Source organism: Fibrobacter sp. UWS1 (assembly GCF_002300445.1).
GTDB classification, from domain to species: domain Bacteria; phylum Fibrobacterota; class Fibrobacteria; order Fibrobacterales; family Fibrobacteraceae; genus Hallerella; species Hallerella intestinalis.
Genome location: NZ_NSGW01000002.1, coordinates 273,641 through 298,171 on the forward strand (window position 1 = coordinate 273,641; position 24,531 = coordinate 298,171).

Genomic DNA, 24,531 nt, shown 5'->3' on the forward strand with positions numbered 1-24,531 from the left:
AAATTAAGTTGGGACTACCTAAATCCATCAATTTCTTATGATACAATTATAGATTCAAGAGATGGTCAGATTTATAAGGTCGTAACCATCGGTAACCAAACATGGATGGCAGAGAATTTGAATTATTATGACACCCTTCAACATCCTGAATTAAAGATTATCTCATGGTGTTTTAATGATAAAAATATAAACTGTGAACGTCGAGGTAGACTCTATAAACATCCTGCAGCATGGGATTATGAAGACGGTGCAGACTTGTATAAAGATGTATATAAAGGAGGAAAATATCAAAACGAAAATGGAAAATTTGATTCTTTACTCGTACAAGGTATTTGTCCTGATGGATGGAGAATTCCTACACGATCGGAATGGATTGCCTTATCTAATAGGTGTAATATAAGGTCTGAAAAATGGGGTGGGACGAATAAATGTGGAATTTCCGTATTTGCGAGTGGTTGGCGCTCTGTTGACGCTGACGATTCTTCATTAGTTAAATATGTTAGTAGCGTCGCTCGTTTTTGGACATCCTCTTGGATTTCCGGTTTCACCTCGATAGTCGAATTTGAAAAAAATGGAACTAGTAATGTTGTTGGATCTGGTGCACAGAACGCTCATTCGGTTCGTTGTGTTAAGGATAATTAGTTTTTTGAGGAAAATATTATGGCTGACAAGAAAAAAATCCTCTTCTGGCCCGATGTCTATAAAGAACAGGGCCACTGGCTTCCAACCCTCGCATGGGCTGATCGTTTGAATTCAATAAAAAATCGCGATGGTGAAAAGATGTTTGAAATTGAATATATGGGTATTGCCGATTGTGAGGAATTGATTACATCTTTCAACAAGAAGAATGGAACAGATTTTAAATACAGCAATATCTTCTATGTTCCCGAAGATACGAAAGAGTCCATCTATCCTCCTGGCTATACAAATGAGTTTCGGACAACTCCTGGAAATAGGTGGAAAACAGACCATATATGGGCACTTGCATATGCAGGATTTGATAATCATGAAAACATCGTTAAGGCCGGAGCCCCAGAAGATTCTGTCATATACAAGAATGCTATTGAATTTAGAGAAAGATGGGATGATATTAAACCAGATTTAATGGTTTCTGGGTATTTTACTGCATTAGAAGCGTTAATTATCTATTATCATCATCAATTTGATTCGGATGTTTTTACTAGCAATACGAAGTTTGCTCTATCTACAACATATCTTAGACATCCTAGTGATAACCCTGCCGCGCACGCTTTGCAAAATTTGATGGCGTTTACACCAGATGAGCAAAGAAAATTGATAAACATGGTGGCGAAGGATTTGTGCAATCCCGATGACTATATGGTTGATCATGGAATTACGCTTGAACAATTTGTTGAGCCGCTAAAGAGTTTTCCTGAATATATTCCATGTCCACAGCAATTTGATTATGCTCATTATTCTCATGGCGGATTGGTGTCGTATGGAGAGCCCTGCATTACCAAGGAACTAGAAGGTATAGAGGATGATTCCTCGGGAATTCTGTGGGATGACATTCTAAGCAAGGATAAAATTATATATGTAACGGCTGGCTCACAGGTGCTGGACTATGCGGAAAGTGCGTTGTCGTTGTTTATGTCCATGATTAACGCTATGCAGTCTTCGGATATGAAGGACTACCATCTGATTCTGTGTGTTGGCTCGACACTTATTCAAAATCATTGGGAAGAGTACGATAATGTAACTGTTTGTGGTTGGGCTCCACAAAGACAAATTCTTGAGACCATTGCTGCAAAAGAAGATAAAAGCAGTTGTGCCATTATTCATGGTGGTCTTGCTACAATCAAGGAATGTATATACTATGAAGTTCCGTTCCTTGTGCTGCCGCTGGGAAAAGACCAAATGGACAACGCCTTGAGATTGGAAGACTGCGGTATAAAAAATAGATTCCATATTGAATACCTCAAGCCTAAATGCCTACGCTATTTTATCAACCAGATTTTACAAGATTACACGTCTTTGCGGAATCTAAAAAAATTAAGTAGTGAATTCCGTAAAATGGAAGCAGAGCATCCGACGGCACAGAAAATTGCTCAATATGCGCTAGAGAATTCAAATTAATAGTGAAAGATTTTTATTGATAGTGCGCATATACAAATATGTCAAATTTTAAGAGAAAGCGCCTTTTTGTTGCCCCTTGCTAAAAACTAAAACGAGTGTAACAAATAATTGCAGAATTTTAATTGAAAATTCTATGAATGTGGTGGAGTTCATTGTAGAAAGTGCATAAAGATTCCTTTGAAATGAGTAAGAATCCCGCACCCTTCTGTTGCAGGAATCGCGATTTTTCTAAATTGCCATACGAAATAAAAGGAAGTTTTTATGAATATTCTCGTTGTCGGTAGCGGTGGCCGCGAACATGCCATCGCGTTGGCGGTAAAAAAGTCGCCTCTGTGTGAAAATCTGATTTGCGCACCGGGCAATCCGGGCATGGCGAATTTGGGCCGTTGCGTTCCTGTGGACGTGGCTGACCCCAAGGCGCTTGCTGATTTGGCGGAAGCGGAAAAGGTGGATCTTGCGATTATCGGGCCGGAAATTCCTCTGGTTGCCGGCGTTGTCGATGAGTTTCGTGCTCGTGGTCTGCGGGCTTTTGGTCCGGCGGCTGCTGCTGCTGCTCTGGAAGGCTCCAAGGCGTTTTCCAAGAATTTCATGAAAAAGTATAGCATTCCCACCGCCGCTTTTGAAACATTTACGGATCTTGCTTCGGCAAAAAAATTTTTAGCAGAGCATCCTGCCCCCATCGTCGTCAAGGCTTCGGGGCTGGCCGCTGGCAAGGGCGCTGTCGTCTGCTTGACGGACAAGGAAGCGAACGATGCTGTGGAAGAGATGCTTGGCGACAAGGCGGTGTTTGGCGAATCGGGAAAGACGGTTGTCATCGAAGAGTTTATGGAGGGCGAAGAGGCGTCTCTCTTTGCCGTTTGCGATGGCAAGGATTACGTTTTGCTTTCTTCCGCTCAAGATCACAAGCGCGTTTTTGACGGTGACAAAGGCCCCAATACCGGGGGAATGGGCGCTTACACTCCAGCTCCCGTCGTCACGCCGGAAATTCTTTCGGCGGTCAAATCTCAAATAATCGAGCCGACTCTAAAAGGAATGGCTGCCGAAGGTTCGCCTTATACGGGCGTTCTCTATGTGGGAATTATGGTGACGAAGAACGGCCCGAAAGTGGTGGAATACAACTGCCGTCTGGGCGACCCGGAATGTCAGGTGGTGCTCCCGGTTTACGACGGCGACTTGCTCGCTCTTTTCGATGCCGCAGAAAAAGGGGAACTCCGGAATTTCGACGCTCCGGCTTCTCCGAAAATGTCGGCGGCGATTGTCGTCATGGCAAGCGAAGGCTATCCCGGCTCCTACGAAAAGGGCAAGGAAATTTTCGGAATCGAAGATGCCGAAGCGACAGGGGCGATGGTCGTTCACGCCGGAACCAAGATGGCAGACGGCAAGTTGCTCACCAACGGTGGCCGTGTTCTCGGTGTCGTGGGCACAGGCAAGGATCTTCAGGCCGCTTTGGACAAAGCCTATGAAGCTTGCGGAAAAATTCGCTTTGAAGGAGCGTTCTATCGCAAAGACATTGGACAAAAAGGACTCGCAAGATGCAAGAAGTAAAAAATCCTCTGGTTGGCATTATTACCGGCAGTGCTTCGGACAAGCCGATTGTTGATAAAGTAACAGGCATTCTCGATGAATTTGGCGTTGCTTGGGAATACAACGTACTTTCGGCGCATCGCACTCCGAATAAAACGGCGAAGTATGCGCGAGAAGCCGAATCCCGAGGCGTAAAAGTGCTGATAGGTATCGCGGGACTGGCGGCGGCTCTTCCGGGGACGCTTGCCGCGCACACGACGTTGCCGGTAATCGGTGTGCCGGGAGATGGCGGTCCTCTTTCGGGAGTCGATGCGCTCCATTCCATCGTGCAGATGCCTTCGGGCATTCCGGTTGCGACAGTTGGCATTGGCAATGGAAAGAATGCGGCTTATTTGGCGGTTTCCATTCTGGCCCTTCTGAACTCGGAAATTCGCCAGAAGCTTGCGGATTATCGTAAATCCCTCGGTGACATCTAAGGATTTTGTGAAAAGGATTCTCCTTGGCGCACTGCTTTTGACCGCATTGGGTTTTTCAGACGATGCGGCAAAAATTCCTTGGGCAAACGGGGAACAGCTTTCCTTTCGCTTGAGCTGGGGTTTTGTTACCGCTGGCTCGGCTGATATGATTGCCACTCCGCTTTCAGATGGGAAGTTCCTTTTTGAAAGCGTCGCTCGCAACAATGGCGCATTTAAATCCATTTACCCGGTTGCCGATACGATTCGGACGATTTCCAAAGGGAACAATGTCCTCCCGGAGTCGTTCAAAAAAATTCTGAACGAAGGTTCTTATCACAGCACTTCGCAAATCCTTTTCGACCGCAAAAATTTGAAAGCGACTTTATCCGACACGGTTTTTACAAATGCCCGTCGCCAAGATGTAAAATCAAGGGTGGATACGACCATATCGCTGAACGGTTACGAACATTGCATCATTTCGGCGTTCTATCGTGTGCGCAATATGGATCTTTCGGGAAAAAAGGATACTTATTTTTCGGCGGTAAGCGGGAAAAAACGCTACTCATTGCGCGTGATTATCTATGGAAAGGAGTCTGTGGAAACGGATCTCGGCAAGTTTGATTGCATTAAAGTGGAGCCGGTTTTAGGGGACGACGGCGCATTTCAGGCTTCTGGAAGGCTTTTCATCTGGCTGACGGATGATGAACGTCGATTGCCTGTCCTGATGCGGGTTAAAATCCCCATCGGCTCCATAAAAGGGGAATTGGTGCATTTTCGGCAAGGAAATGCCCAGTAAGGGAATTTTTTGGGGGTTGGCAACTTCTTTTTACACAAATAATTTAGTTTACATTCCGAATAATAAACTATATTGAATGCGGAACTATTCTATCTCTAAAAATAGAGGCTTTTTAGAAATGTTAAAAAAAGTTTACATCTTGTTTTTTGCTCTGGCAGTAGCCGGTTTTGCTCAAGACGACAATGATTCCTATGAGGATGAAGCTGCTCCGAATACGGCGGCATATACGGCTGCCAATGACGACGATGAAGAAGCTCAATCTTCGGCGAGGTCGTCCCGTGCTGCAGATCGTGCCAAACGCGCGGAATTTGAAAAGGATCAAAAATTGGACGAATTTGCGAATAACATTCGTCGTCGCGACTGGTTGAAAGACCGTTTGATTTTTGAACTCGGTGCGGGTTCACGCCAGCCGGTCATGGGAGAGACGGGAATCGGTATGGGCTTCGGTTTTGGAGCGGAATACATTACCCGTTGGCATTTGGGTCTGTACGGAGCGTTCGGTTTTATTCCGAGTGGAGACGACCCGGATTTCTCGGACTACAAATTGGAAGGCGGAACGGGCTGGAAGGTCGGTTTGAACTACTATCTCTTCCCGAAGAATCCGCTGCATTTGGGTCTTTCCGTGTCTTATGGAACGGTCTATTATGACCATGATATTACGGCGAACGAAGACAACGATTTCACTCGTGAACTTTTGATGACGACGGGTTTCCAGTTCGACGTTCTCATCACCTACCTGACGAATGAATGGTATTATCTCCAATTTGCCATCGGTATGTATTATGCGCCGAATGCTTACGACGATTCCCATAAAAAAGATGTTACCGGTAAAACGATTTCCCGTGTCATCGATTCGGACGGCATTTCAAAATTCGGCTTGGTCTTTGGCATTACTATCGGGTTTGCCCTGCCGGAATTCTTCCCGGATGCGACGGAAATCCGTCGGCGCGAACGCGAAAAGAAATACCAGGACGATTAAATTTTACTCGGCTTAAAAATATCCCTGCCATTGCAAACGGCGGGGATTTTTTGTTTTCCGAGTTGCGAACGATTTTTAAAATCGGTTTGAAACCTTTTTCATCTATTTCTATAATATGTCTATGCTTTCTCAAGAACAATCTTTCTTTTTTGTCGGTGTAGCCGGTTCGGGCATGAGCGCCATTGCGGAATATCTGGCGGGCAAAGGCTTTTCGATTTCGGGTTCTGACCGTAAATTTTCCAGTGCGGATGGAGACGCTTTACGCGCGCAGTTGGAAATGACGGGAGTCAAGGTTTTTCCGCAGGATGGTTCCGGGATTCAAAAAAATCTTTCGGCAATCGTTGTCAGTTCAGCCATTGAAGAATCCAATCCGGACATCAAGCGGGCCTTGGAATTAGGCATTCCTCGGATGCACCGCAGCGAAATGCTCGCCAAAATTTCGGAAAGCGTAAAGACGATTTGCGTCAGTGGGACCAGCGGAAAAAGCAGTGTGACAGGAATGATTTGGCATATTCTCCATGAAGCCGGACTTTCTCCTTCCATTCTTTCGGGTGCTGCCCTTGTGTCTTTGGAAAAGCAGGGTAGAATCGGAAACAGCTTTACGGGAAGTGGGGAATGGCTTGTTGCCGAAGCGGATGAAAGCGATGGGACATTGGTGCGTTATTCCCCTGAAATCGGCGTCATTTTGAATATCGGGAAGGACCACAAGGAAATTGCGGAACTGCAAGAGATTTTTGCGACTTTTTCGAATAATATCACCGCTAAAAATAAAACGCTGATTGTGAATGAAGCCGATGAATTGGCGAATGCGTTTAGCGTCAATCATCTGGATGATTTTGGCTTGGAAGCAAAGGCCGGCGTTCAAGGAATGGATTTTAAACCCGAAGGCTATTCGATTGCTTTCCGAGTTCGCCATCAAGGAGAATTGGTATCGTGTAAATTGCCTTTGCCGGGGCACCACAATATGATGAATGCGCTAGCGGCGATTGCCGTGGCGTTAAAAGTCGGCGTTTCACTCCGGCAGTGTGCCGATGCGCTGTCGTCCTTTGCGGGAATTCATCGGCGGCATCAGATTTTGGGGACCTTTCATGGCGTTACTGTCGTGGACGATTTTGCGCATAATCCGGCAAAAATTGCGGCAAGCATTCGGGCGGCGCAGGATTTTACAAAGGGTCGAGTTCTCGCCTATTTTCAGCCGCATGGTTTTGGACCGACTCGTTTTTTACGAAATGATTTGGTGCAGGCAATTTCGGAAGCTTTGCGTTCCCAGGATGCTGCCTTTTTGAGTGAAATTTATTATGCGGGAGGAACCGTCTCTCGGGATATTTCGTCGGCAGATTTGGTCCGGGATTTGCTCGCTAAAAATGTGGCTGCCCACTACAGCGCGGAACGTTTGGAATGCGGACATCGGATGGTGCAATTCGCAAAGCCTGGCGATACGATTCTTGTGATGGGCGCACGCGATCCGAGCCTTTCGGACTTTGCCCAAAAAATTGCAGAGGAACTAGCTAAATGAGTGAACAGAATAACCGTTATAAAAATGCGATGAACCGCCTAGAAGAGATTTTGACAAAGATAGATCAGAGCGATGTGAGCGTAGATGAATTGGCAAGTCAGGTGGAAGAGGCTACCCGACTTCTTCGGGAATGCAAAACCATTCTTTCGGATACGGAAAAAAATGTGCAAAAGGCTCTTTCCGATTTGAACGAAGAGACTGCAAAGGACCCTGCGGAAGAATGAGTGAAGCGTTGCGGGTTCGGGATATTTCCGTTTATTATCCGATGCGGAGAGGTGTATTTTCCCATGTTTCCAATTATTTAAAAGCGGTGCAAAATATCTCGCTAGATTTGGACGAAGCGGAGATTTTGGCGATTATCGGCGAATCGGGCTGCGGCAAAAGTACATTGGCGCAGGCGTTGGTCGGTCTTTTGCCTTGGCACTCGGGAACGTATTCCGTATTTGGAAAAAATGTGGATGTGCAATCCCCAAAAGCGTTTTCCGAAGTCCGCCAGTCGGTGCAAATGGTTTTTCAGGATCCGTATTCCAGTTTGAATCCTCGGCAGACGATAGCGCAGATTTTAAGCTATCCTTTGCTGGTTCGTGGAGAATCCAAAAAGAATTCTTTGGAAAAAGCGAAAATGAAATTGGAGCTGGTCGGGTTGCCTGCGGATTCTTTGGAGCGATACCCGCATGAATTTTCGGGTGGACAACGGCAGCGGATTGGCATTGCCCGGGCGTTGATGTTGGAACCGAAAGTCATTGTCGCCGACGAAGTGACGAGTGCTTTGGATGTCTCGGTGCAAGCGCAGGTCTTAAAACTTTTGGAAAAACTTCGAGAGGAATTGGGCATTTCGTTGGTATTCATTTCGCACGACATTCTCACGGTGCGTTCTTTTGCAGACAAAGTTCTGGTGATGTATAAAGGCCGCGAAATGGAAAGAGGAACAGTGAAAGATGTCTTGTTAAATCCGCAGCATCCTTATACGCAGGCGTTGATTGCGAGCGTTCCGACCTTGGATTTTGAAAGGCCTCCCAAAGTTTCGCCGCTATTGGATGCCGAGTGGTTTTCTGCGATGGATGCCGTTTCTTCTCTATGAATATCGTGACTCTCCGTATGGAAAAAATGGCGCAGGGCGGGGATGCCCTGGCGCATTTGGAAGATGGTCGCGTCTGTTTTGTGTCGGGGGCTCTTACAGGAGAGCTTGTTGAAGTGGAACTGCTCCAGCAAAAACGGGATTATGCCAAAGGACGTGTTCAAAAAGTTTTAGAAGCTTCGCCTTTTCGCACAAAACCGGAATGTCCTTTTTTTGGTCGCTGCGGCGGTTGCTCCATGGGACACGCTTCTATGGAATTTCAGCTGGATTCCTATCGGCTGTCGGTGAATGAACTTTTCCGCCGCTTTGCTGGAACGGAATTACCGCCGGATTGGAAAATCCATTCGGGAAATCCTTATGCTTATCGCAATCGGGCCAGATTGGTTCGAGTTGGAGGTGGCTATGGATTTCGGGAAGCGCAGAGCCACAGGATGATTCCCGTTTCAAAATGTCCCATTCTCACTCCGGCTTTGAATCGGGCGATTGCCGAAAAAAAGTTGCCGCAAGTTCCCGAATTGTCTGTTTTTGATAACGGAAAAGGAAAAATAGCCTGCTATTACAAAGGAATGCGAAGTCCGGAATTTCAGCGTCTTGCGCTAAACTCGGTGCAAGTGGCCGATGTGAATCTCTCTATGGACGCCAGCTGTTTTTTTCAATCGAATTTACAGCTGCTTCCGGAGCTGGTGAAATCGGTTCGCGAATCGGCGGGTAGTGGGGATTATTTGATCGATCTTTTTAGTGGAATCGGTTTTTTTGCTGCCATTCTGCAAAATCAATTTCAGCGGATTGTGACGGTGGAAAGGGATCCGAATGCGCGGATTCATGCCAATCGAAATGTTCCAAAGGCAAAAAACATTTCTTCTCCGGCGGAGGATTGGCTTGCTCAAAATGATGCTTCCGGAGCAGACGTTCTCATCGTCGATCCGCCTCGAACAGGTTTGCCACCGACGGCTCTCTCGGCGATTTTAAAGGCGAAACCCCGAAAGTTGCTCTATATTTCTTGCGACCCAGCGACTCTTGCACGCGATTTCAAAAGTTTAGCGAGAGGCTATTCCATTGTCAAAGCGGAAGGTTTTGCCTTTTATCCGCAGACTCCTCATTTTGAAATGTTTTTGGAATTGAAAGCCGTTTAAAAAGAAGGCGGTTCTACAGGAGCTCTAAAAGAACCGGTTCCACAAAGGATTTCAAATTTTGTAATTTTCATTTGAAATGGAAATGCGATTGGCCGACAGATGGCGTTTTGTTTTGGACCGCATTTTTGTTTTAAAGGAAAGGGTCTCGCTCATGAAAAAAATTCATTTTTTGGCTTTGTTTGCCGCAGTCGTTTTTTGGACGGCGTGCTCTTCGGAGCCGATGACGATAGTTACCGGCAAGGAATTTATCCAGAATCGTTCTGTAGTGGCAGATACGGGAAGCGTTTTCCATTCTTCCGATCCATTTGTAATGCAATTTCGTTACGGCAAAGCTTTTGACTTTTCAAAGATCAAATGGGAGATTTTCAACGCATCGGGAAAGGTCATTGGTTCTAAAACCAGCACGGTAAATGGCAAGCAGGATTCTTACACGGTTCTAGTTTCTTCCCATCGGCATGGCGGCATTGCTAACGCCGCAGAAATTTTCCATGCCAAGGAAGGCTCTTTCACCCTTCGTTTTTCCAATGGTGATGTAGGAACGGTGCTTTTGGAAAAACAGATCCGCGTGGTTCTCAACAGCCAGAAAATAGACGGAGAATAGTTTTACACGCATGAATATGAAATTTTGCATTTCAGCCCTTTCTTTTCTTTTCTTTTGCGCCTGCTCTTCGGAGGTTGAAGTCAATTACAAATTGTCCCAATCCGTTCCCGTGGATTTGTATGTGGAAAGCACTTATTCAACCATGGATTTGGGCGGTATTGAACGAGTGGGGACCATTGTCGCCGATTATGTCCGTTTGGATTATTCGCAGGTGGGCGACACCCTTGTGATTCGTCGCCAGTTCGAAGTGGACAAGTCCCGCGGCTATCTGAAAAATTCGCACCCGGCGGAACTCCAGTGGCGACTTCCCGAAGTGATTACAAAGGGATTGGCGGAGCGCACGGTTGAAGTCAAAGGTTTTGCCGAGGAATACGATTCGCTGCTGTATCGCATTCCGATGCCCCAGCGTTGGCGCGATCAGCTTTTGAACCCGGATTATGTAAAACATCTGGAACGTCAGGAGCGGCACCGCTATGAAATGGACCATCTGCTTGTGGGCAAGGTTCCGGAAAAGGGAAATATCACTTCGCTTTTGAAGGAGCGAGGGCGGCTTCAATTTGCGTTGATTCAAATCGATTCCGTAGTCACAGACGGCTTTCACAATTTGGACAGACGCAAATGCTTGGGCTATACGGTTTACTTGAAAGAAAAGGAAAATTTTCCGTATTACATCTGGGAACAGCATGTAAACAGCAAAATCGGAACAGAACGTTTTCAGGCTTATCACAAAGGGCTTTCTGCGGAATATGAAACCGCCTATTGGGTCACTCTGGATCCGGAAACGGGAATTCCTTGCCAGGAAAGAGAAGTCAAGCAGGGAATCCATACCATGGTGAATCCGAAAACGGGCGATACGGCGACATTCAAAAGCAATACGACTTTGGAACGCCTTTATACGGTACTCGATTCGGCGGATAGACAATGAAAGTTTTTGCTCGCATTCTCTTTGCCCTAACGCTTTGGGTGCTGGTTTCTTGTGGTGGCACCAAGTCGGCGCAGCAGGTCATGGCCGAGGATCGAGCGTATATGTATAAGGAAGCTTATAAAGCTTATATCGACGCCGAAAACAAATACCTGAATTTGCTTTTCAATATCGAACGCTTGCCCGAAGAAGAGGAACTTTGGATAATGAAGCGCGAACAGATGCGAGAACTGGAATTGCTGCGGACAAGCATGCTCCAAGCTCGCGGCGATTTGGACGAATCTTTGCAGGATTGGGAAAAATATCTTTCCGAATTGCAAAAGGAAACGGCGATATCCACCACGCGCGCTCGTTTTCGGAACGGCAACCCGAACGACGAGAGGACTTCTCCAGGCCAATTGCTTCCCGGGGAATTTTTGCAGGATTCCATTCGCAAGGCGCAGTCCCAAATGCGGAGGTAGCGGTGATAGGAGTCTTCGATTCGGGCTTTGGCGGCCTGACTATTTTTCATGATTTGCGCAAAGCTCTTCCTGATTACGATTTTATTTACCTGGGGGACAATGCCCGCGCACCTTATGGTTCCCGATCGTATGAAACGATCTATCGCTATACGCTTCAAGCGGTCAAAGCACTTTTTGAAATGGGCTGCCCGCTGGTGATTCTTGCTTGCAATACGGCTAGCGCTCGGGCCCTTCGTACCATTCAGCAGCGCGATTTGCCGACATTGGCTCCAAAGAATCGGGTGCTGGGAATCATCCGACCGACAGCGGAAGATGCGGGTTCTTTTTCCAAGACGGGGCATTTGGGAATTTTAGGAACGTCGGGCACGGTTGCGTCGGGCAGCTATCTGCTGGAAATCGCTCGTTTTTTCCCGCAGCTCCAGGTTACGCAGCAGGCTTGTCCTCTCTGGGCGTCGTTGGTGGAAAATGGAGAGGTCGATAGCGACGGAACGCGTTTTTTTGTCCGGCGGGACATTCGTCTTCTACTGCAAAAGGACCCGCAGATCGACGCGGTACTTTTGGCTTGCACGCATTACCCCTTGCTTTCGCCCTTGATTCGGGAGTCCCTTCCGCCTCATGTACAGGTGGTGTCTCAAGGTGAAATCGTCGCTCGAAAAACGGTTGATTACTTGCGGCGACATCCAGAAATCGAAAATCGCTTGACTCGGCGAGGTAAAGTGGAGTTTTTGACGACCGATACCCCCGAATTTTTCAGTAAAGGAGCCACTTTTTTCGGAGAAAGCAACGTTTTTGCAAAAAATGTGTCTTTTTGACGGATAATTTTATATCTTGGAGAGGGAAAAACGAACCACTCTTGGTCCGCTTTTAATGCTTTTACTCTGAGGAAATACGAATTATGTCGCAAATACAAATCAACTTGACCGGTTGGCAAGGCTTCCGTGGTAAGAATATGGGTAGCCTTCTTTATGTTGAAACCAGTCACCTGACAGTCGTTCCTGTCCGTGATCAGATGAATGAAAATGGAAAGGGAGCTTTTTCGGAGCCGAATTACGAAACATCTACTTATGGATTTGTTTCTTGCTGCAACGTGAAAGCGATCAACAAGATTGTGCAGACGAATAAGAGCCGTTATATTCTTTTCGGCACCCGCTATGAAGGCGGCGATCCGGACTATAAGGGCAAGTATTTGATTATGGGCTATATGAAGATTGAAAATACGAAGGATGTGCGCTCTCGTCATATCCAGTCGTATATGTCCACTCCGGGTGCGGAAGAGCCTGAATGCATGCTTTTGGAAAAGGATATCGCCGTTCAGGGGCCGATGCATTTTGTTTCACTCCAGGATTGTTACGTTTTGACGGATGAACGCCTTAAGGATTGGGGATACAAGGGACATGCCAATCGTCAGCTCAAAACGGTTTTCAGTGAAGAGCATACAAAAATCATTTTGGACCACTTGGATTCCCGTGACGACAAAATCGACGAATATATCGCGACTGTCGAAGAGTTTAAAAAGGCTTTTATGGCACAGCAACAGGCTGAAGCTGCTGCGGAAGAACCGCAACAGTAAAAAAGCTTTCTCCTTTCAGAGGCGCTCCTTTGGGGCGCCTTTGTTGTTGTATAAACCGAAAACCACCAGCTAGGCTGGTTGTTCCCAAGAAGCCTTTTGGCGGTGATGGAAAATATAAGAACAATGGCTCATACGAGCTGGAACTGCAAATACCACATAGTGTTCGCGCCAAAATTCAGGCGGAAGGTGTTTTACGGAGAGAGACGGCTGGAAATCCCGTCCAAGTATGCCGTGTCCAGCGGGGCGGGCTTCTTGAAGGGAAAAAGCAGCCTGCAGTTGTACGAACGCTTTTCCGAGTTGAAGTTCAAATACAGGAACAGGGAATTTTGGTGTCGCTGCTACTATGTTGACACGGCAGGCAAAAATGTGATCAAGATAGCGAACTATATCAAGCATCAGCTGGATGAAGATTATTTGGGGAACAGTTGACCGTGATGGGTAAACTATAGCCCGTTTACGGGCAGCCAGTAGGGATCGAACGCCAGTGTCAGAACCGTCAACGCGTGCTACGCGTTGCTAGTATCCTAGGGCTATGCCGTCGGGAATCTTTTTTGGAACTATGAATGACAGGCGGCTTGATTTTGCGAAATGAATGCGGTTTGGAAATTTCTATTTTTTGGAAAAAATGCCTTTAGGATGAATGCGAGGAGGTCGGAAAATGCTGGTTTCTGTGATTTTGGTTGCTATAGCGATGATGGCGATGGTTGTCGTCTATTTTCGGACGCAGCTTCGCCTTGCGGAAGAGCGTTTTTATGCGCAAAAACAGCTTTCGGAAAATGCGTTGTCGGAACAGCAGAAGCGTTTTGACGAAACAATGGAAAAAGTGATGGCGCAAATGAAAATCGCCACGGATGAAATGCTCAAAACCAAGCAATCGGAATTTTCTAAAACCAATGCGGAATGCATGGGGAGCATTGTGAATCCGCTAAAAGAAACGATGGAAAAAATGAAACAGGCCATGGATGCTTCGTGTATGCAACAAAGCAATTTAAGCGGTGCTTTGAAAACGCAGATTGAAAATGCGATGAAAATGAGCGAAGCGGCGAAATTAAGCGCGGAAGAACTTTCAAAGGTTTTTAAGCACCAAAGCAAAGTGCAGGGCGATTGGGGAGAGACGATATTGAATGAGCTTTTGCAATCGCAGGGACTGACGGAAGGCGTACATTATGATGTGCAGGCGACTCTTCGCGATGCAAATGGAAACGCGGTGCGAACGGATGGCGGTTCCACACTTCGGCCCGATGTGATTCTGCATTTGGATAAGCAGCGGGAAGTGGTGATTGATTCCAAAGTTTCTCTGTCGGCGTATATGGAATATGTGAACGCCGAAAATGAAGTGGACAGGCAAAGATTTTTGAATGCCCACATTGACAGCCTGTTGAACCACGTGAAAGAACTTTCCAAAAAGAACTATGCCGAGTACATCAAACCGCCACGGGTAAAAATGGATTATGTTATCATGTTTGTCCCGCATACGGCAGCACTTTGGACGGCAATTAACGTTAGACCGAACTTATGGCGCGAAGCGATGGACAGGAACGTCTATATCGCCGACGAACAGACACTTTATGCGGCATTGCGAATCATCAATCTCACGTGGACGCAGATTGTGCAAAAGGAAAATCATGAAAAGGTCTATGAATTGGCGAATGAACTGATGGAACGCGTTGGGATTTTTATGGAGCGTTACCGTAGAATCGGCTCGGAACTCGATTCCGCACAAACCGCTTATGAAGAAGGGAAAAAATATCTTTTGCCGAATGGGAAGAGTATTTTGCAGACTTGCTCGAAACTTCAAAAACTCGGTGCCCGGCAAAACGCCCGCCATCCGATTCCGGAACTTGAAAGTTAGCGCTTTTTGCTTTCGTGCTTGCGGAAATAGGCGCGATTACGCCTGTCCATTTTGATTTGTTCCCGTTCTTTCGCCCGTTCCTTGCTGGGTTCGTAGGTGCGGCCTTCTTTGTAAGAAGTTCGGGAAAGGAGCAGTCTGGAAACCTTTCCCATTTTTAATCGCTCTAACGTTTTTTGAATCCAAATGCGATTTTCGGGAATATACCAAAAGAAGAAACGCTTTTGATTGTTTTTTTGTTCGGCGGTTTTGGCGACGTAGAGCGGTTTTCCATCGGGATAGGTTTCTGCGTAATACATTTCGGTCGCGATGGTCATGGGTGTGGGCGTAAAGTCTTGGACCTGTTCGAGCCGAAATCCCAACTGCTTGGTTTCGAGGGCAAGTTCTGCCATGTCCTTTTCGGTGCAGCCCGGATGACTGGAAATAAAGTAGGGGATGATTTGCTGTCTCTTTTCGACCGCCGCGCTTTCTTTGTCGAAAAATTCCTTGAATTTGTAAAAGAGGGCGAAAGAAGGTTTGCGGATTAGGCTGAGAACGCTGTCCGAGGTGTGCTCCGGTGCGACTTTTAATCTGCCGCTGACATGGTTCCGGATGAGTTCTTTTGCATAGTCGAGGTGATCGGCCAGAAGGGTTTTGTCCGTCGTTTCTTGTAAAATAAGATCGTATCGGACGCCGCTGCCAATAAACAGGTGCTTGATTTTTGGATGTTTGGAAATTTCCCGATAAAGTTCGGTCAGTTCCTGGTGGCGGGTGTTCATATTGTCGCAAATACGGGGAAATACGCAACTGGGTCGTGCGCATTTTTCGCAACGGCTGCGATCTTTTCCTCGCATTTTGTACATATTGGCGCTGGGGCCTCCGAGGTCGCTGATCGTTCCGGCGAATCCCGGCATTTGCGTGAGCAATTCCACTTCTCGCAAGATGCTTTCCTTGGAACGGCTGGCGACGAATTTTCCCTGGTGCGCATTGATCGCGCAAAAACTGCAACCGCCAAAACAGCCGCGATGCGAGGTGATGGAAAATTTGATCATTTCGAAAGCGGGAACGGGCCCGCGTTTTTTGTAGCGGGGATGCGGTGCTCGCATATACGGGTATTCAAAACTTTCGTCCAACTCGCCGTATTCGAGTGGAGGATAGGGCGGATTGATGACGACTGTGGTTTCTCCGACGTCTTGCAAAATGCGTTTGGCGTGGATTTTATTGGATTCGATTTCTGTTTTTCGAAAAGCTTCAAATTGCGTCTTTTTGCTTTGCAGACAATCTTCGTAGCTGGGGAGTTTTAAATCTTCAAACTCTTTGTTTTTGGGAACGCGTCCTTTGGGGACAAGATATGCCGTCTGCGGGATGGAATTGAGGTTTGAAAAGGGAACGCCTTTTTTGAGCAGGTGCAGCAATTCTTTCATCGGCTTTTCGCCCATACCGTAAATCAGCAGGTCGGCATTCGTTGTGGCGAGAATCGGTGGAAAAATCTTGTCGTCCCAGTAGTCGTAGTGGCTAATGCGACGAAGGCTGGATTCCAAACCGCCGATAACGATGGGAACGTCGGGGTAGAGCTGTTTTAAAATTTTTGCATAGACGGTCGTCGCGCGGTCGGGCCGAAAACCCGCTTTTCCTCCGGCGGTAAAAGCGTCGTCGCTGCGCAGGCGTTTCCCGGCGGTATAGTGATTTACCATGCTGTCCATGCCGCTGGAGATGGCGAAAAATAAGCGGGGCTTTCCCAATTTTTTGAAATCGCGAAGGTCGTCGCGCCAGTTGGGTTGCGGAAGAACGGCGACTCGGTACCCTTCGTGTTCAATCAAGCGCGCAATGACAGCGTGCCCAAAGGAAGGATGGTCCACATAAGCGTCCGCAGAAATGACGACGACATCAACAAAATCCCAGCCCCGTTTTTCCAAGTCTTCTTTGGAAATCGGTAAAAAATCGAGAGTTTCCATAAGCGTAAAAATAAAAATTATCTTTAACGAAAATGATGGCGGTTCAATGTCTTACAAAATTTTGGTAGGAGCGATTGTTTCTTTTTTGAGGCATCATCAATATGTGTGGTAGCATTTAGGCAGCCTTGCTAGATGATTCTCTCGATACCGATTCCCATTCGTAGGCTATCTTTACATCTACATAGGAACAGCTCAACATTATCAGCGACAGCATGTTGTTCATGTTCCTGAAGCCATAGGCAGTCCGTATCAGTAGCTTTATCTTGTTGTTCGTCGCCTCGATCCTTGCGTTTGACACGCCCAGCCTGATTGTGTTGAGGATTCCGTCGTAGTTGCGCTTGATCTTTGCGTACAGATCCTTTACTGAGCCGATGCGTGAGTGGCTTGCACGCCACAGCCACCTGTCCAGATTTTCCCTGGCATCGTCATAGCCCATCTTCAGGATGATGCGCAGTTCCTCCTTGAGCTGGTATGCCCTGTAGAGACGCGGATAGCGGCTTGCTATGAGTTCTATTTTTCTCTGCTGGCTTTCGTTAAGGTTCTCTGGAGCCTTGCCCAGAGCGTACCTGGAGTTCTTTATCCCCTCCGCGGTGCGGTCCTTCGGGACGCTATCCTTCGTGGGCCTGCCTCGGCCCCGTTTCTGATTGCGGTTTTCCTTGCGGGCCTCCTTCCAGGCTTCCACACGGACCTTGTCCAGGGCTTCTGTCGCCCACTGTACGACATGGAAGCTGTCCACGCACCGTTCGGCATTGGGCAGGAACTCCTCGATGCTTGACCTTATCCACTTGGCTCCGTCACAAGTCACAAGCTCCACGCCCTTGCGCTGCTCTTCGCTGAGTTCCCTCATGAAGAGGTCCAGCACCTCCTTCCCGTAGCCCTCGTGGACCCAGATCACGCAGCGCCTGTCGTGATCCACTACCACCGTTATGTACTTGTGCCCTTTCTTGTAGCTGGTCTCGTCGATGCCTATGCGCCTGAAGATGCAGCCTGCCTTGATCGGCCTTGTGTCCAGGCGATCCCATACGCGGTCGGCAATTTCCCCCACGGTATTCCAGGCGATGCGTAGCTGCTTTGCGACAGCCTTTTTCGACATGCTGCATACGGCCCATGCGACCTGCTGCTCGAAGGCGTCGGTGAAGCCTGACCTGTGGCTTGCCCACGGCACCTTCACCGTTTTTACGCCGCATTTCTTGCACTTCACCCTGTAGGTGTCCATCCTGATGAAGCCCATCTTCGTGCCGAGATCGAGCGTCCGCCATACCCTCTGTTCCCGGCCGTTGTCGTAGAGCTTCCCTTTTCGCCCACAACAGCCGCACCTGCTGGCGTTGCCCTTGGTGAGTCTTACCGTGATGGTGACCGTGGTGTCGGTTTGCTCCTGCTTGACGACTGAACAGCCGTTGACATTGAAGATGGATTTGTATAATTTTGACATGGGCTTTTTCTTCTGTTTTTTTTGGCGATTAAATTTTAGAAAATAGCCCATTTTTTTTGTTTGATTTAGGCGAAAGTCAACAAAAAAAGGGGGGCGAAGCCACCCACACATGTTGATGAAGAGCCTCTTTTTTTGTGGTTTGATGCTTGCCTGTGGAAACGACGACTCTTCTTCTGCGCAAGAAGAACTTTTGTTCAGTGATTCTTTGAATGAATCCTCATCGAGTACTGAAGCTAGCAGTTCTTCCCGTATTTATGCTGGCTGCGAAGTGCCGCCTCTTTTGGAAAGCGGTTGGCCAAATTTTAGCGATGAGATTTCAGCGCTTTCGGAGTTCTTTTCGTATGGAAGCGATGTTGGGTGCGATTCCTATCGAAATGGAACCGACGGAATATGCGGGGAATTTCCTATACAAGGCGAATTTGGAAAGTTTGGACAATCCTCAGTTGCTCGATGGCATGTACAAAGCGGTTTGATATGATAGATTCTCAATTTGTAGCGGGAATGCTGACGGAGGATTTTGCATACATCCCGTCTGTCAAATACGATTGCAAGTTATACAAGTGCGTTACGACGGCATATTTGAATCCCGACGTGGAATATGGGGAACTTTTGGATGAAAGGGACAATCAGGTTTATAGAACGGTCAAAATTGGCGAACAGGAATGGATGGCGCAAAATTTGAATTTCCTTACGATACCATCTGCCGATTTAGCAGTCAAGATACCATTCAGTCGATAGGGAGAATCCGAGGAGGATGCCCTGAAGGTTGGCACGTTGAAGATTTCTGGATTGCGGAAAATGGCAGGACCGATAACCCGAATTTCAAAATTTACTCGTCTTCCTATTCAACGAGCGTGAATTTGGAGTTTTATGGCACAAGGGACGACTTTGGAAGATTTGGTCTGAATGATAAAGGTGAAGGGCTTTCTGTCCGCAGCCTAAAGGATTGATGTTGAAAATTTTCTAAATTGGGGCTTGATATATATCCCGCACTTGCGGAAAGGATTACTCTATGTCGAAACTGACGGAATCTCATGAATGGAAAGCTCTCGCTGCGAAAGCGACGGAAGCGAAGACCTGGAATATGCGCAAGATGTTTGCAGAAGACCCGAAGCGTGCCGAAAAGTTCAGCGCCGAGGCCTGCGGAATTTTCTTGGACTATTCCAAGAACCTGATCGACGAAGACGTGATGGCGAAGCTTCGCGCTCTTTTGCCTGCTGCCGGATTTGATGCGATGCGCCAGAAATTTTTCTCTGGAGAAAAGATCAATACCACGGAAAAGCGCGCAGTGCTCCACACCGCTCTCCGTTACAAGGGCAATGAGCCGATTTGCGTTGACGGTAAAGATGTGATGCCGGAAGTTCGCGCTGTTCTCGAACACATGAAATCTTTCACGCATTTGGTTCGTTCGGGCAAGTGGCTTGGATTTACGGGCAAGAAAATCCGTTATGTGGTGAACATCGGCATCGGCGGTTCCGATCTTGGTCCGGTGATGGTCACCGAAGCGTTGAAGCCTTATGCAGACAAACCCGCTGACGGCGAATATTCTCCCGAAGTCTATTTTGTTTCCAATATCGACGGCACTCACATGGCCGAAACCCTCAAGAAAGTGAACATTGAAGAAACGCTCTTTATCGTGGCTTCTAAAACGTTTACGACTTTGGAAACGATGACGAATGCGGAAACGGCAAAGGCCGCTGTTCTCAAAGCGTTTAACGGTGATGAAAAGTCCATTGCAAAACATTTTGTGGCTCTTTCCACCAATACCGAAGCGGTTGCCGCATTTGGCATTGACACCGCCAACATGTTTGAATTCTGGAATTGGGTCGGCGGTCGCTACTCTCTTTGGTCGGCTATCGGTCTTTCGATCGCGCTCCGTATTGGCTTTGACAATTACATGAAATTGCACCAGGGCGCTTATGAAATGGACGAACATTTCAAGAATGCTCCTGTGGAAAAGAATCTCCCGGTGATTCTCGCCCTTATCGGCGTGTGGTACAACAATTTCTTTGACGCTTCGAGCTACGCCATGCTCCCGTACGACCAGTACCTGCATCGCCTCGCCGCCTACTTCCAGCAGGCGGACATGGAAAGCAACGGCAAGACCGTCGATCGCAATTCCAAACGTGTGGATTACCAGACGGGTCCCATTCTTTGGGGCGAACCGGGAACGAATGGTCAGCACGCCTTCTATCAGCTGATTCACCAGGGAACGAAAATGATTCCTTGCGACTTTATCGCTCCGGCGAATAGCCACAATAAGGTCGGCGACCACCACCAGAAACTGCTTTCCAATTTCTTTGCGCAGCCGGAAGCGCTGATGAACGGAAAGACTTTGGATGAAGCTGCGGAAGAACTTCGTGCGGCGGGAAAAACGGAAGAGGAAATCGCATTCCTCGCTCCGCATAAGGTTTTTGAAGGCAATAAGCCGACGAATTCCATTATGATGGATTATGTTTCCCCGGAAACTCTCGGTGCTCTTATCGCCATGTATGAACATAAGATTTTTGTACAAGGCGTGATTTGGAACATCAACAGTTACGACCAGTGGGGCGTTGAACTCGGCAAGCAGCTCGCCAAGAAGATCCTTCCGGAACTTGCAAAGGCTGACGCTGAACTGAACCACGACAGCTCCACCAACGGGCTCATCAAGTGGTTCAAGAAGCACCAGAAGTAAGCCGGTGCCGCAGGGTAAACCACCCCGCACCTAAAAATTAAAAAGGCCGCGACAATCAAGTCGCGGTCTTTTAGCATTAGCACAAAAAAATATATATATATTATCTGTTATACAAAGGATTTATAAGTCTATATGGAACTTTATCACGGTAGTAACATAGTGGTTTCCGTTCCCGAAATCAGAACTCCGTCTCACCGACTTGATTTCGGCACAGGATTTTACACAACCACGAGTTTTGACCAAGCCAAGCGCTGGTCGATTAGTAAAGCGAAGTTAGAAAAGAAAGGCTCTGCAACGGTTTCTGTTTTCACTGTTCCTGACGATTTTCTTCAAAACAAAAATCTAGATATTCTTGATTTCAAAAAAGCTGATGAGCAATGGCTTGACTTTGTTATCGCGAACAGGACGGACAAAGACTTCATTTATGAGCACGACATCGTGAAAGGAGCCGTTGCAAACGATAGGGTTTTTGCCAGTCTTAACGCTTTTGAATCCGGCTTCATGGACAAGCCCACCTTACTAAAAGAACTTTGCACCTGGGTCTATGTGGACCAAATCCTGTTTCATACAGAAAAGGCTCTTCAAATTCTTAAATTCTCGAGGGCAGAACAGGTATGATTCCCGAAATTACACAAAAAAATGTCCGACTTTTTATTCCGTATAAAGTCGCAAAAATCTGCGACGAATTATGTCGGCAAGACCACTTGACTGCTTCAGAGGCTATTCTTAAATTCTACAAAAGCAACTTAAGTCGCCTACTCGGTCAAGAAGATACAAAACTTTGGCAGCTAGGTTGGGTTGCTTTATTTGACATGTATAAGGAAGAAGCGCATGAACACTGAGGACTTGGCATTTTGGCTCTCTTGGTGCATTGAAGAATACGCATCTAACAAAGGCAAACAAGCCTCTGACATCGCCCAGTTTTTTGAAAAAACTGGTACACTTCAATACCTTTCCGAAAATGCAGAAATTCTGCACACACAAGGAAAGTCTTTTATATTTGACTGCATAGAAAAATTTTTGCAGAACAATCATTAAATTCTAAAATTTATACCCCAACGCAGCATATCCCTTCTTGCGCTTGGCGAGCATACGCATGAGTACAGGAACATCAACATCTGCGTAGTCATATACCCGAACTTCGGTTTTGCTCGCGGCCATGCGGTGTAATCGACCTACATATTGAGCCAATGTACCCTTCCATGAAATTGGAAATGGCAAGAACAGCGTGTCTAGTTCCGGCAAGTCGAAGCCTTCGCCGATATAACGCCCTGTGGCAAGAATCACAATGTTCCCGTTTTCCTTAGCCTTATTGATGTCTTCGAAAATTTGTTTCAATTGTTTTTTACCGAAGCCGCCTTTTAGAACAAATAAAGCCGGAATATCATCTTTCATTTTCTCGTAGAACAATTGGATATGCTCCGTACGTTCCGTCAACAGCAAAATTTGCCGACCATTGCGGTAAGTGTTGATTACTTCGTCTATAACCATAGCATTGCGGGCTTCATTGTTCCATAATTCTCGGAAAACATCCTGTATCGGTAATTTCGGGTCATCGCTTTGCGGTTTGAATGTTTGCATTGACCGCATAGCGCACCGGGCCAAGATTCATCAGGACAATCGGATGTTGCCCATCTTTACGGGCGAGCGTTGCTGACAGGCCCACCTTGAATTTTGCCCGGCTTTCTCGTACAGCCTTCTCGAAAGAGAATGCAGATATGTGATGGCATTCATCTACGATGATTTGACCATAATCGTTCACCCATTCTTCTACGCCCCCTTGCCTGCTCACGCTCGTAATAAGGGCTACATCAATTTTCCCAAAGCGCTTTTTCTTTGTGCCACTAATCTGTCCGATTTCTTTTTTCGGAATGCCTAAAAATTCCGTAATGCGTTCAACCCATTGTTCCATCAACTGCGCACGATGAACCAAAATTAGAGTATTGATCTTTCTTTGAGCAATCAGCCAAAGTGCGACAACCGTTTTTCCGAAAGCCGTTGTTGCAGAAAGAACGCCAAAATCATCCTTAAGCAAGGCTTCCGCGGCAAGCATCTGTTCTGGATAAAGAGTCCCAAGGAATTCTGCTTCTATGGATGCACCGACATTTCGCTCATCTTTGATAATCGGCGTTATTTTGTAATGCGCCAGCAACTCTGCGAGTTTGTCCAGACATCCTATTGGAAGCCCGATATATTTCGCCTGAATATCATAGCAATATAAAATTCGGGGTTTACCCCAAACTGGCAAACGCAACGCCTGTGCTTGATAGAATTCCGGATTCTGGAACGATGCCAGTCGCAAAATGCGGTTTCTCAAAATTGCAGGCAAACCTGTATAGTCGATGAATATTTGGTTGGATAGAACTATATCTATCTTGCTTGGAAGAGGAACTTCTATTTTGGGGAAATCTGCTCGCCTAGATTGCCAAGGAACATCTTCATCGCTGGTCTCGTTTTCATAGGCCGGCAGAATCTCGTGATGTAATCCAGCCAAGGAAACCTTTTGCTCTACAAACGCATTGGCGTTTTTCTTCATAGAGGCAAGAAACGCCCACTGGTCTTCGTATGCGTTTGACGTCGTTGGATCGATGAAAACGGAATGATTCTTTTCGCGAGCCTTCTTTTGTAATGGGAGTGCAATTAGATTGCCCAAGCCACCTTTCGGCATATAATCCTGATTCGGGAAGAACCTGTCAAAAGAAGCCAACTTGATTTCAGGGCGGGCATCCAGTGTTTTTGTCAGCAGGAGTGTTCCCAAATCACGAGCCACTTTCGCTTTTATCTTATCTTCAAAGAAAATCCAGACATGGCCTCCATCCCCTGAGCGGGACCGTTCCAGATACGCAAAAATATTTTCCTTTTCACAAGTTGCTATAAACGCTCTCGCATCGTCAAGCCAAGTCTGCTCGTCAAAATCAACAGCAAGGAAGTTACAACAGTCATCATTCAATAGTGGGTAAATCCCGGCGACAAACGGTCGTGAAAAACTGCTAGATTGCTCAACCCCACGCAAATGTTTTTCAATGACGGAATCTCCATATGGCACAAATTTGCGATGCGAGCAAAATGCGCATTTTACCTTCGGCTTTTCACAGACTCCAGCCTTCCATTCGTTTTCGCAAACAGGCTGATAGCCCGATTTACCGGTTTTTGCACTTTCGAACTGCCTTGCGAAAACATCCTGTCGCCCCTGAAACAGGTTTTTGAACAACTTGATTTTTTCTTCGACAGGAGAATACTTATTCACCCCTTTCAATTCGGGAATCTCCGCATTCTGCCGAACAGGCGATTTACGTTCTGCCCGCATCCCTTCAAGAATATGTTCTATCTCTTTCAGGCGGTCTAACAATTGCAAACGCTCTTGCTCCAAAGCCTCTTCAGATATCGGTTTTAAATCCAGTTCCTTCCCTATTCTCTAATTCATCCCTTGGAATATACAATCATTCCTGATAGGGCATGCCTAAATTTACCATAAAAAGGTGATTTATCCCCTGTTCCCGGTCGAAA

At 46.8% G+C, this 24,531-nt stretch carries 27 protein-coding genes; 23 read left to right on the forward strand and 4 right to left on the reverse strand.

The window, feature by feature from the left end; translation table 11 throughout:
• Nucleotides 1-48 precede the first annotated feature (48 nt).
• From BGX14_RS16175 to BGX14_RS11270, 17 genes are all read left to right on the forward strand, one after another.
• Nucleotides 49-642 carry an FISUMP domain-containing protein gene (locus tag BGX14_RS16175; protein WP_255404538.1) on the forward strand — a complete coding sequence of 198 codons (594 nt, stop codon included), beginning with the start codon at nucleotides 49-51 and terminating at the stop codon, nucleotides 640-642.
• A gap of 18 nt (nucleotides 643-660) precedes the next feature.
• Entirely contained in the window at nucleotides 661-2,097 is a 1,437-nt protein-coding gene (locus BGX14_RS11195; RefSeq protein WP_095879932.1) for a glycosyltransferase, read from the forward strand.
• Between the two features lie 261 nt (nucleotides 2,098-2,358).
• Nucleotides 2,359-3,642 carry a phosphoribosylamine--glycine ligase gene (purD, locus tag BGX14_RS11200; protein WP_073302619.1) on the forward strand — a complete coding sequence of 428 codons (1,284 nt, stop codon included), beginning with the start codon at nucleotides 2,359-2,361 and terminating at the stop codon, nucleotides 3,640-3,642.
• Complete coding sequence (purE, locus tag BGX14_RS11205) at nucleotides 3,630-4,097, forward strand: 5-(carboxyamino)imidazole ribonucleotide mutase (protein WP_073302617.1); 468 nt, start codon at nucleotides 3,630-3,632, stop codon at nucleotides 4,095-4,097. Before purD ends, purE begins: the two co-directional genes overlap by 13 nt.
• A 7-nt stretch (nucleotides 4,098-4,104) precedes the next feature.
• Nucleotides 4,105-4,872 carry a DUF3108 domain-containing protein gene (locus tag BGX14_RS11210; protein WP_158223307.1) on the forward strand — a complete coding sequence of 256 codons (768 nt, stop codon included), beginning with the start codon at nucleotides 4,105-4,107 and terminating at the stop codon, nucleotides 4,870-4,872.
• 118 nt (nucleotides 4,873-4,990) lie between these two features.
• Nucleotides 4,991-5,851 carry a hypothetical protein gene (locus tag BGX14_RS11215; RefSeq protein ID WP_095879934.1) on the forward strand — a complete coding sequence of 287 codons (861 nt, stop codon included), beginning with the start codon at nucleotides 4,991-4,993 and terminating at the stop codon, nucleotides 5,849-5,851.
• A 121-nt stretch (nucleotides 5,852-5,972) separates the two neighbouring features.
• On the forward strand, nucleotides 5,973-7,367 hold the full coding sequence (murC, locus tag BGX14_RS11220; RefSeq protein WP_073302613.1) for a UDP-N-acetylmuramate--L-alanine ligase: 1,395 nt from the start codon (nucleotides 5,973-5,975) through the stop codon (nucleotides 7,365-7,367).
• Nucleotides 7,364-7,591 (forward strand): exodeoxyribonuclease VII small subunit, encoded by a 228-nt coding sequence (xseB, locus tag BGX14_RS11225; RefSeq protein ID WP_078777220.1) that lies wholly within the window; start codon nucleotides 7,364-7,366, stop codon nucleotides 7,589-7,591. The genes murC and xseB overlap by 4 nt, the downstream gene beginning before the upstream one ends.
• Nucleotides 7,588-8,448 (forward strand): ATP-binding cassette domain-containing protein, encoded by an 861-nt coding sequence (locus tag BGX14_RS11230; protein WP_095879935.1) that lies wholly within the window; start codon nucleotides 7,588-7,590, stop codon nucleotides 8,446-8,448. Before xseB ends, BGX14_RS11230 begins: the two co-directional genes overlap by 4 nt.
• On the forward strand, nucleotides 8,445-9,578 hold the full coding sequence (locus BGX14_RS11235) for a class I SAM-dependent RNA methyltransferase (RefSeq protein ID WP_095879936.1): 1,134 nt from the start codon (nucleotides 8,445-8,447) through the stop codon (nucleotides 9,576-9,578). The genes BGX14_RS11230 and BGX14_RS11235 overlap by 4 nt, the downstream gene beginning before the upstream one ends.
• Before the next feature lie 76 nt (nucleotides 9,579-9,654).
• Nucleotides 9,655-10,179: a hypothetical protein gene (locus BGX14_RS11240; RefSeq protein WP_073302609.1), complete on the forward strand. Its 525-nt coding sequence runs from the start codon at nucleotides 9,655-9,657 to the stop codon at nucleotides 10,177-10,179.
• A 10-nt stretch (nucleotides 10,180-10,189) separates the two neighbouring features.
• A complete protein-coding gene (locus tag BGX14_RS11245) occupies nucleotides 10,190-11,104 on the forward strand; it encodes a hypothetical protein (protein WP_073302608.1) in 915 nt (304 codons plus the stop codon).
• Nucleotides 11,101-11,562, forward strand: coding sequence for a hypothetical protein (locus BGX14_RS11250; protein ID WP_078777223.1), 462 nt, complete (start codon nucleotides 11,101-11,103; stop codon nucleotides 11,560-11,562). The genes BGX14_RS11245 and BGX14_RS11250 overlap by 4 nt, the downstream gene beginning before the upstream one ends.
• Nucleotides 11,563-11,564: 2 nt before the next feature.
• Complete coding sequence (gene murI / locus BGX14_RS11255; protein ID WP_095879937.1) at nucleotides 11,565-12,374, forward strand: glutamate racemase; 810 nt, start codon at nucleotides 11,565-11,567, stop codon at nucleotides 12,372-12,374.
• Between the two features lie 83 nt (nucleotides 12,375-12,457).
• Nucleotides 12,458-13,132, forward strand: a complete 675-nt coding sequence (locus BGX14_RS11260; RefSeq protein WP_073302603.1) for a hypothetical protein — start codon at nucleotides 12,458-12,460, stop codon at nucleotides 13,130-13,132.
• Between the two features lie 105 nt (nucleotides 13,133-13,237).
• Complete coding sequence (locus tag BGX14_RS11265; RefSeq protein WP_095879938.1) at nucleotides 13,238-13,561, forward strand: transposase; 324 nt, start codon at nucleotides 13,238-13,240, stop codon at nucleotides 13,559-13,561.
• A 229-nt stretch (nucleotides 13,562-13,790) separates the two neighbouring features.
• Complete coding sequence (locus tag BGX14_RS11270) at nucleotides 13,791-14,984, forward strand: DNA recombination protein RmuC (protein WP_198951206.1); 1,194 nt, start codon at nucleotides 13,791-13,793, stop codon at nucleotides 14,982-14,984.
• On the opposite strand, the gene BGX14_RS11275 is transcribed toward BGX14_RS11270, so the two are convergent.
• Complete coding sequence (locus BGX14_RS11275) at nucleotides 14,981-16,915, reverse strand: YgiQ family radical SAM protein (RefSeq protein ID WP_078777227.1); 1,935 nt, start codon at nucleotides 16,913-16,915, stop codon at nucleotides 14,981-14,983. The genes BGX14_RS11270 and BGX14_RS11275 overlap by 4 nt on opposite strands.
• A 115-nt stretch (nucleotides 16,916-17,030) precedes the next feature.
• Complete coding sequence (locus tag BGX14_RS11280; RefSeq protein WP_158223236.1) at nucleotides 17,031-18,347, reverse strand: ISL3 family transposase; 1,317 nt, start codon at nucleotides 18,345-18,347, stop codon at nucleotides 17,031-17,033.
• Between the two features lie 308 nt (nucleotides 18,348-18,655).
• Between BGX14_RS11280 and BGX14_RS16180 the strand changes: the two genes are divergently transcribed.
• The 6 genes from BGX14_RS16180 to BGX14_RS11305 all read left to right on the forward strand — a co-directional run bounded on the left by BGX14_RS16180 (nucleotide 18,656) and on the right by BGX14_RS11305 (nucleotide 22,062).
• Nucleotides 18,656-18,820 carry a hypothetical protein gene (locus BGX14_RS16180; RefSeq protein WP_233126532.1) on the forward strand — a complete coding sequence of 55 codons (165 nt, stop codon included), beginning with the start codon at nucleotides 18,656-18,658 and terminating at the stop codon, nucleotides 18,818-18,820.
• A 1-nt stretch (nucleotide 18,821) separates the two neighbouring features.
• Nucleotides 18,822-19,085, forward strand: a complete 264-nt coding sequence (locus BGX14_RS11285) for an FISUMP domain-containing protein (RefSeq protein ID WP_233126533.1) — start codon at nucleotides 18,822-18,824, stop codon at nucleotides 19,083-19,085.
• 274 nt (nucleotides 19,086-19,359) lie between these two features.
• Nucleotides 19,360-21,024, forward strand: a complete 1,665-nt coding sequence (pgi, locus tag BGX14_RS11290; RefSeq protein WP_095879939.1) for a glucose-6-phosphate isomerase — start codon at nucleotides 19,360-19,362, stop codon at nucleotides 21,022-21,024.
• Between the two features lie 132 nt (nucleotides 21,025-21,156).
• Complete coding sequence (locus BGX14_RS11295; RefSeq protein WP_073304591.1) at nucleotides 21,157-21,642, forward strand: DUF3990 domain-containing protein; 486 nt, start codon at nucleotides 21,157-21,159, stop codon at nucleotides 21,640-21,642.
• A complete protein-coding gene (locus BGX14_RS11300; RefSeq protein ID WP_095879940.1) occupies nucleotides 21,639-21,866 on the forward strand; it encodes a hypothetical protein in 228 nt (75 codons plus the stop codon). The genes BGX14_RS11295 and BGX14_RS11300 overlap by 4 nt, the downstream gene beginning before the upstream one ends.
• Nucleotides 21,856-22,062, forward strand: coding sequence for a DUF3791 domain-containing protein (locus tag BGX14_RS11305; protein ID WP_095879941.1), 207 nt, complete (start codon nucleotides 21,856-21,858; stop codon nucleotides 22,060-22,062). Before BGX14_RS11300 ends, BGX14_RS11305 begins: the two co-directional genes overlap by 11 nt.
• Nucleotides 22,063-22,065: 3 nt before the next feature.
• Here BGX14_RS11305 and BGX14_RS11310 read toward each other — a convergent pair whose 3' ends face one another.
• Both BGX14_RS11310 and BGX14_RS11315 read right to left on the reverse strand, forming a co-directional pair.
• Nucleotides 22,066-22,605, reverse strand: a complete 540-nt coding sequence (locus tag BGX14_RS11310) for a DEAD/DEAH box helicase (RefSeq protein ID WP_158223308.1) — start codon at nucleotides 22,603-22,605, stop codon at nucleotides 22,066-22,068.
• Nucleotides 22,577-24,394 (reverse strand): DEAD/DEAH box helicase family protein, encoded by a 1,818-nt coding sequence (locus BGX14_RS11315; RefSeq protein ID WP_143394227.1) that lies wholly within the window; start codon nucleotides 24,392-24,394, stop codon nucleotides 22,577-22,579. The genes BGX14_RS11310 and BGX14_RS11315 overlap by 29 nt, the downstream gene beginning before the upstream one ends.
• Nucleotides 24,395-24,531: the final 137 nt, after the last annotated feature.

Bases quoted from the DNA above. Each gene is read 5' to 3' on its own strand.
- BGX14_RS11250 (WP_078777223.1), top strand. From the start codon at position 11,101: ATGAAAGTTTTTGCTCGCATTCTCTTTGCCCTAACGCTTTGGGTGCTG.
- BGX14_RS11235 (WP_095879936.1), top strand. From the start codon at position 8,445: ATGAATATCGTGACTCTCCGTATGGAAAAAATGGCGCAGGGCGGGGAT.
- BGX14_RS11265 (WP_095879938.1), top strand. From the start codon at position 13,238: ATGGAAAATATAAGAACAATGGCTCATACGAGCTGGAACTGCAAATAC.
- pgi (WP_095879939.1), top strand. From the start codon at position 19,360: ATGTCGAAACTGACGGAATCTCATGAATGGAAAGCTCTCGCTGCGAAA.
- xseB (WP_078777220.1), top strand. From the start codon at position 7,364: ATGAGTGAACAGAATAACCGTTATAAAAATGCGATGAACCGCCTAGAA.
- BGX14_RS11285 (WP_233126533.1), top strand. From the start codon at position 18,822: ATGATAGATTCTCAATTTGTAGCGGGAATGCTGACGGAGGATTTTGCA.
- BGX14_RS11215 (WP_095879934.1), top strand. From the start codon at position 4,991: ATGTTAAAAAAAGTTTACATCTTGTTTTTTGCTCTGGCAGTAGCCGGT.
- BGX14_RS11280 (WP_158223236.1), bottom strand. From the start codon at position 18,347: ATGTCAAAATTATACAAATCCATCTTCAATGTCAACGGCTGTTCAGTC.
- BGX14_RS11230 (WP_095879935.1), top strand. From the start codon at position 7,588: ATGAGTGAAGCGTTGCGGGTTCGGGATATTTCCGTTTATTATCCGATG.
- BGX14_RS11300 (WP_095879940.1), top strand. From the start codon at position 21,639: ATGATTCCCGAAATTACACAAAAAAATGTCCGACTTTTTATTCCGTAT.
- BGX14_RS11195 (WP_095879932.1), top strand. From the start codon at position 661: ATGGCTGACAAGAAAAAAATCCTCTTCTGGCCCGATGTCTATAAAGAA.
- BGX14_RS11275 (WP_078777227.1), bottom strand. From the start codon at position 16,915: ATGGAAACTCTCGATTTTTTACCGATTTCCAAAGAAGACTTGGAAAAA.
- purE (WP_073302617.1), top strand. From the start codon at position 3,630: ATGCAAGAAGTAAAAAATCCTCTGGTTGGCATTATTACCGGCAGTGCT.
- BGX14_RS11310 (WP_158223308.1), bottom strand. From the start codon at position 22,605: ATGCAAACATTCAAACCGCAAAGCGATGACCCGAAATTACCGATACAG.
- murC (WP_073302613.1), top strand. From the start codon at position 5,973: ATGCTTTCTCAAGAACAATCTTTCTTTTTTGTCGGTGTAGCCGGTTCG.
- BGX14_RS11245 (WP_073302608.1), top strand. From the start codon at position 10,190: ATGAATATGAAATTTTGCATTTCAGCCCTTTCTTTTCTTTTCTTTTGC.
- BGX14_RS11270 (WP_198951206.1), top strand. From the start codon at position 13,791: ATGCTGGTTTCTGTGATTTTGGTTGCTATAGCGATGATGGCGATGGTT.
- BGX14_RS11295 (WP_073304591.1), top strand. From the start codon at position 21,157: ATGGAACTTTATCACGGTAGTAACATAGTGGTTTCCGTTCCCGAAATC.
- BGX14_RS11240 (WP_073302609.1), top strand. From the start codon at position 9,655: ATGGAAATGCGATTGGCCGACAGATGGCGTTTTGTTTTGGACCGCATT.
- BGX14_RS11305 (WP_095879941.1), top strand. From the start codon at position 21,856: ATGAACACTGAGGACTTGGCATTTTGGCTCTCTTGGTGCATTGAAGAA.
- BGX14_RS11260 (WP_073302603.1), top strand. From the start codon at position 12,458: ATGTCGCAAATACAAATCAACTTGACCGGTTGGCAAGGCTTCCGTGGT.
- purD (WP_073302619.1), top strand. From the start codon at position 2,359: ATGAATATTCTCGTTGTCGGTAGCGGTGGCCGCGAACATGCCATCGCG.
- BGX14_RS16180 (WP_233126532.1), top strand. From the start codon at position 18,656: ATGAGATTTCAGCGCTTTCGGAGTTCTTTTCGTATGGAAGCGATGTTG.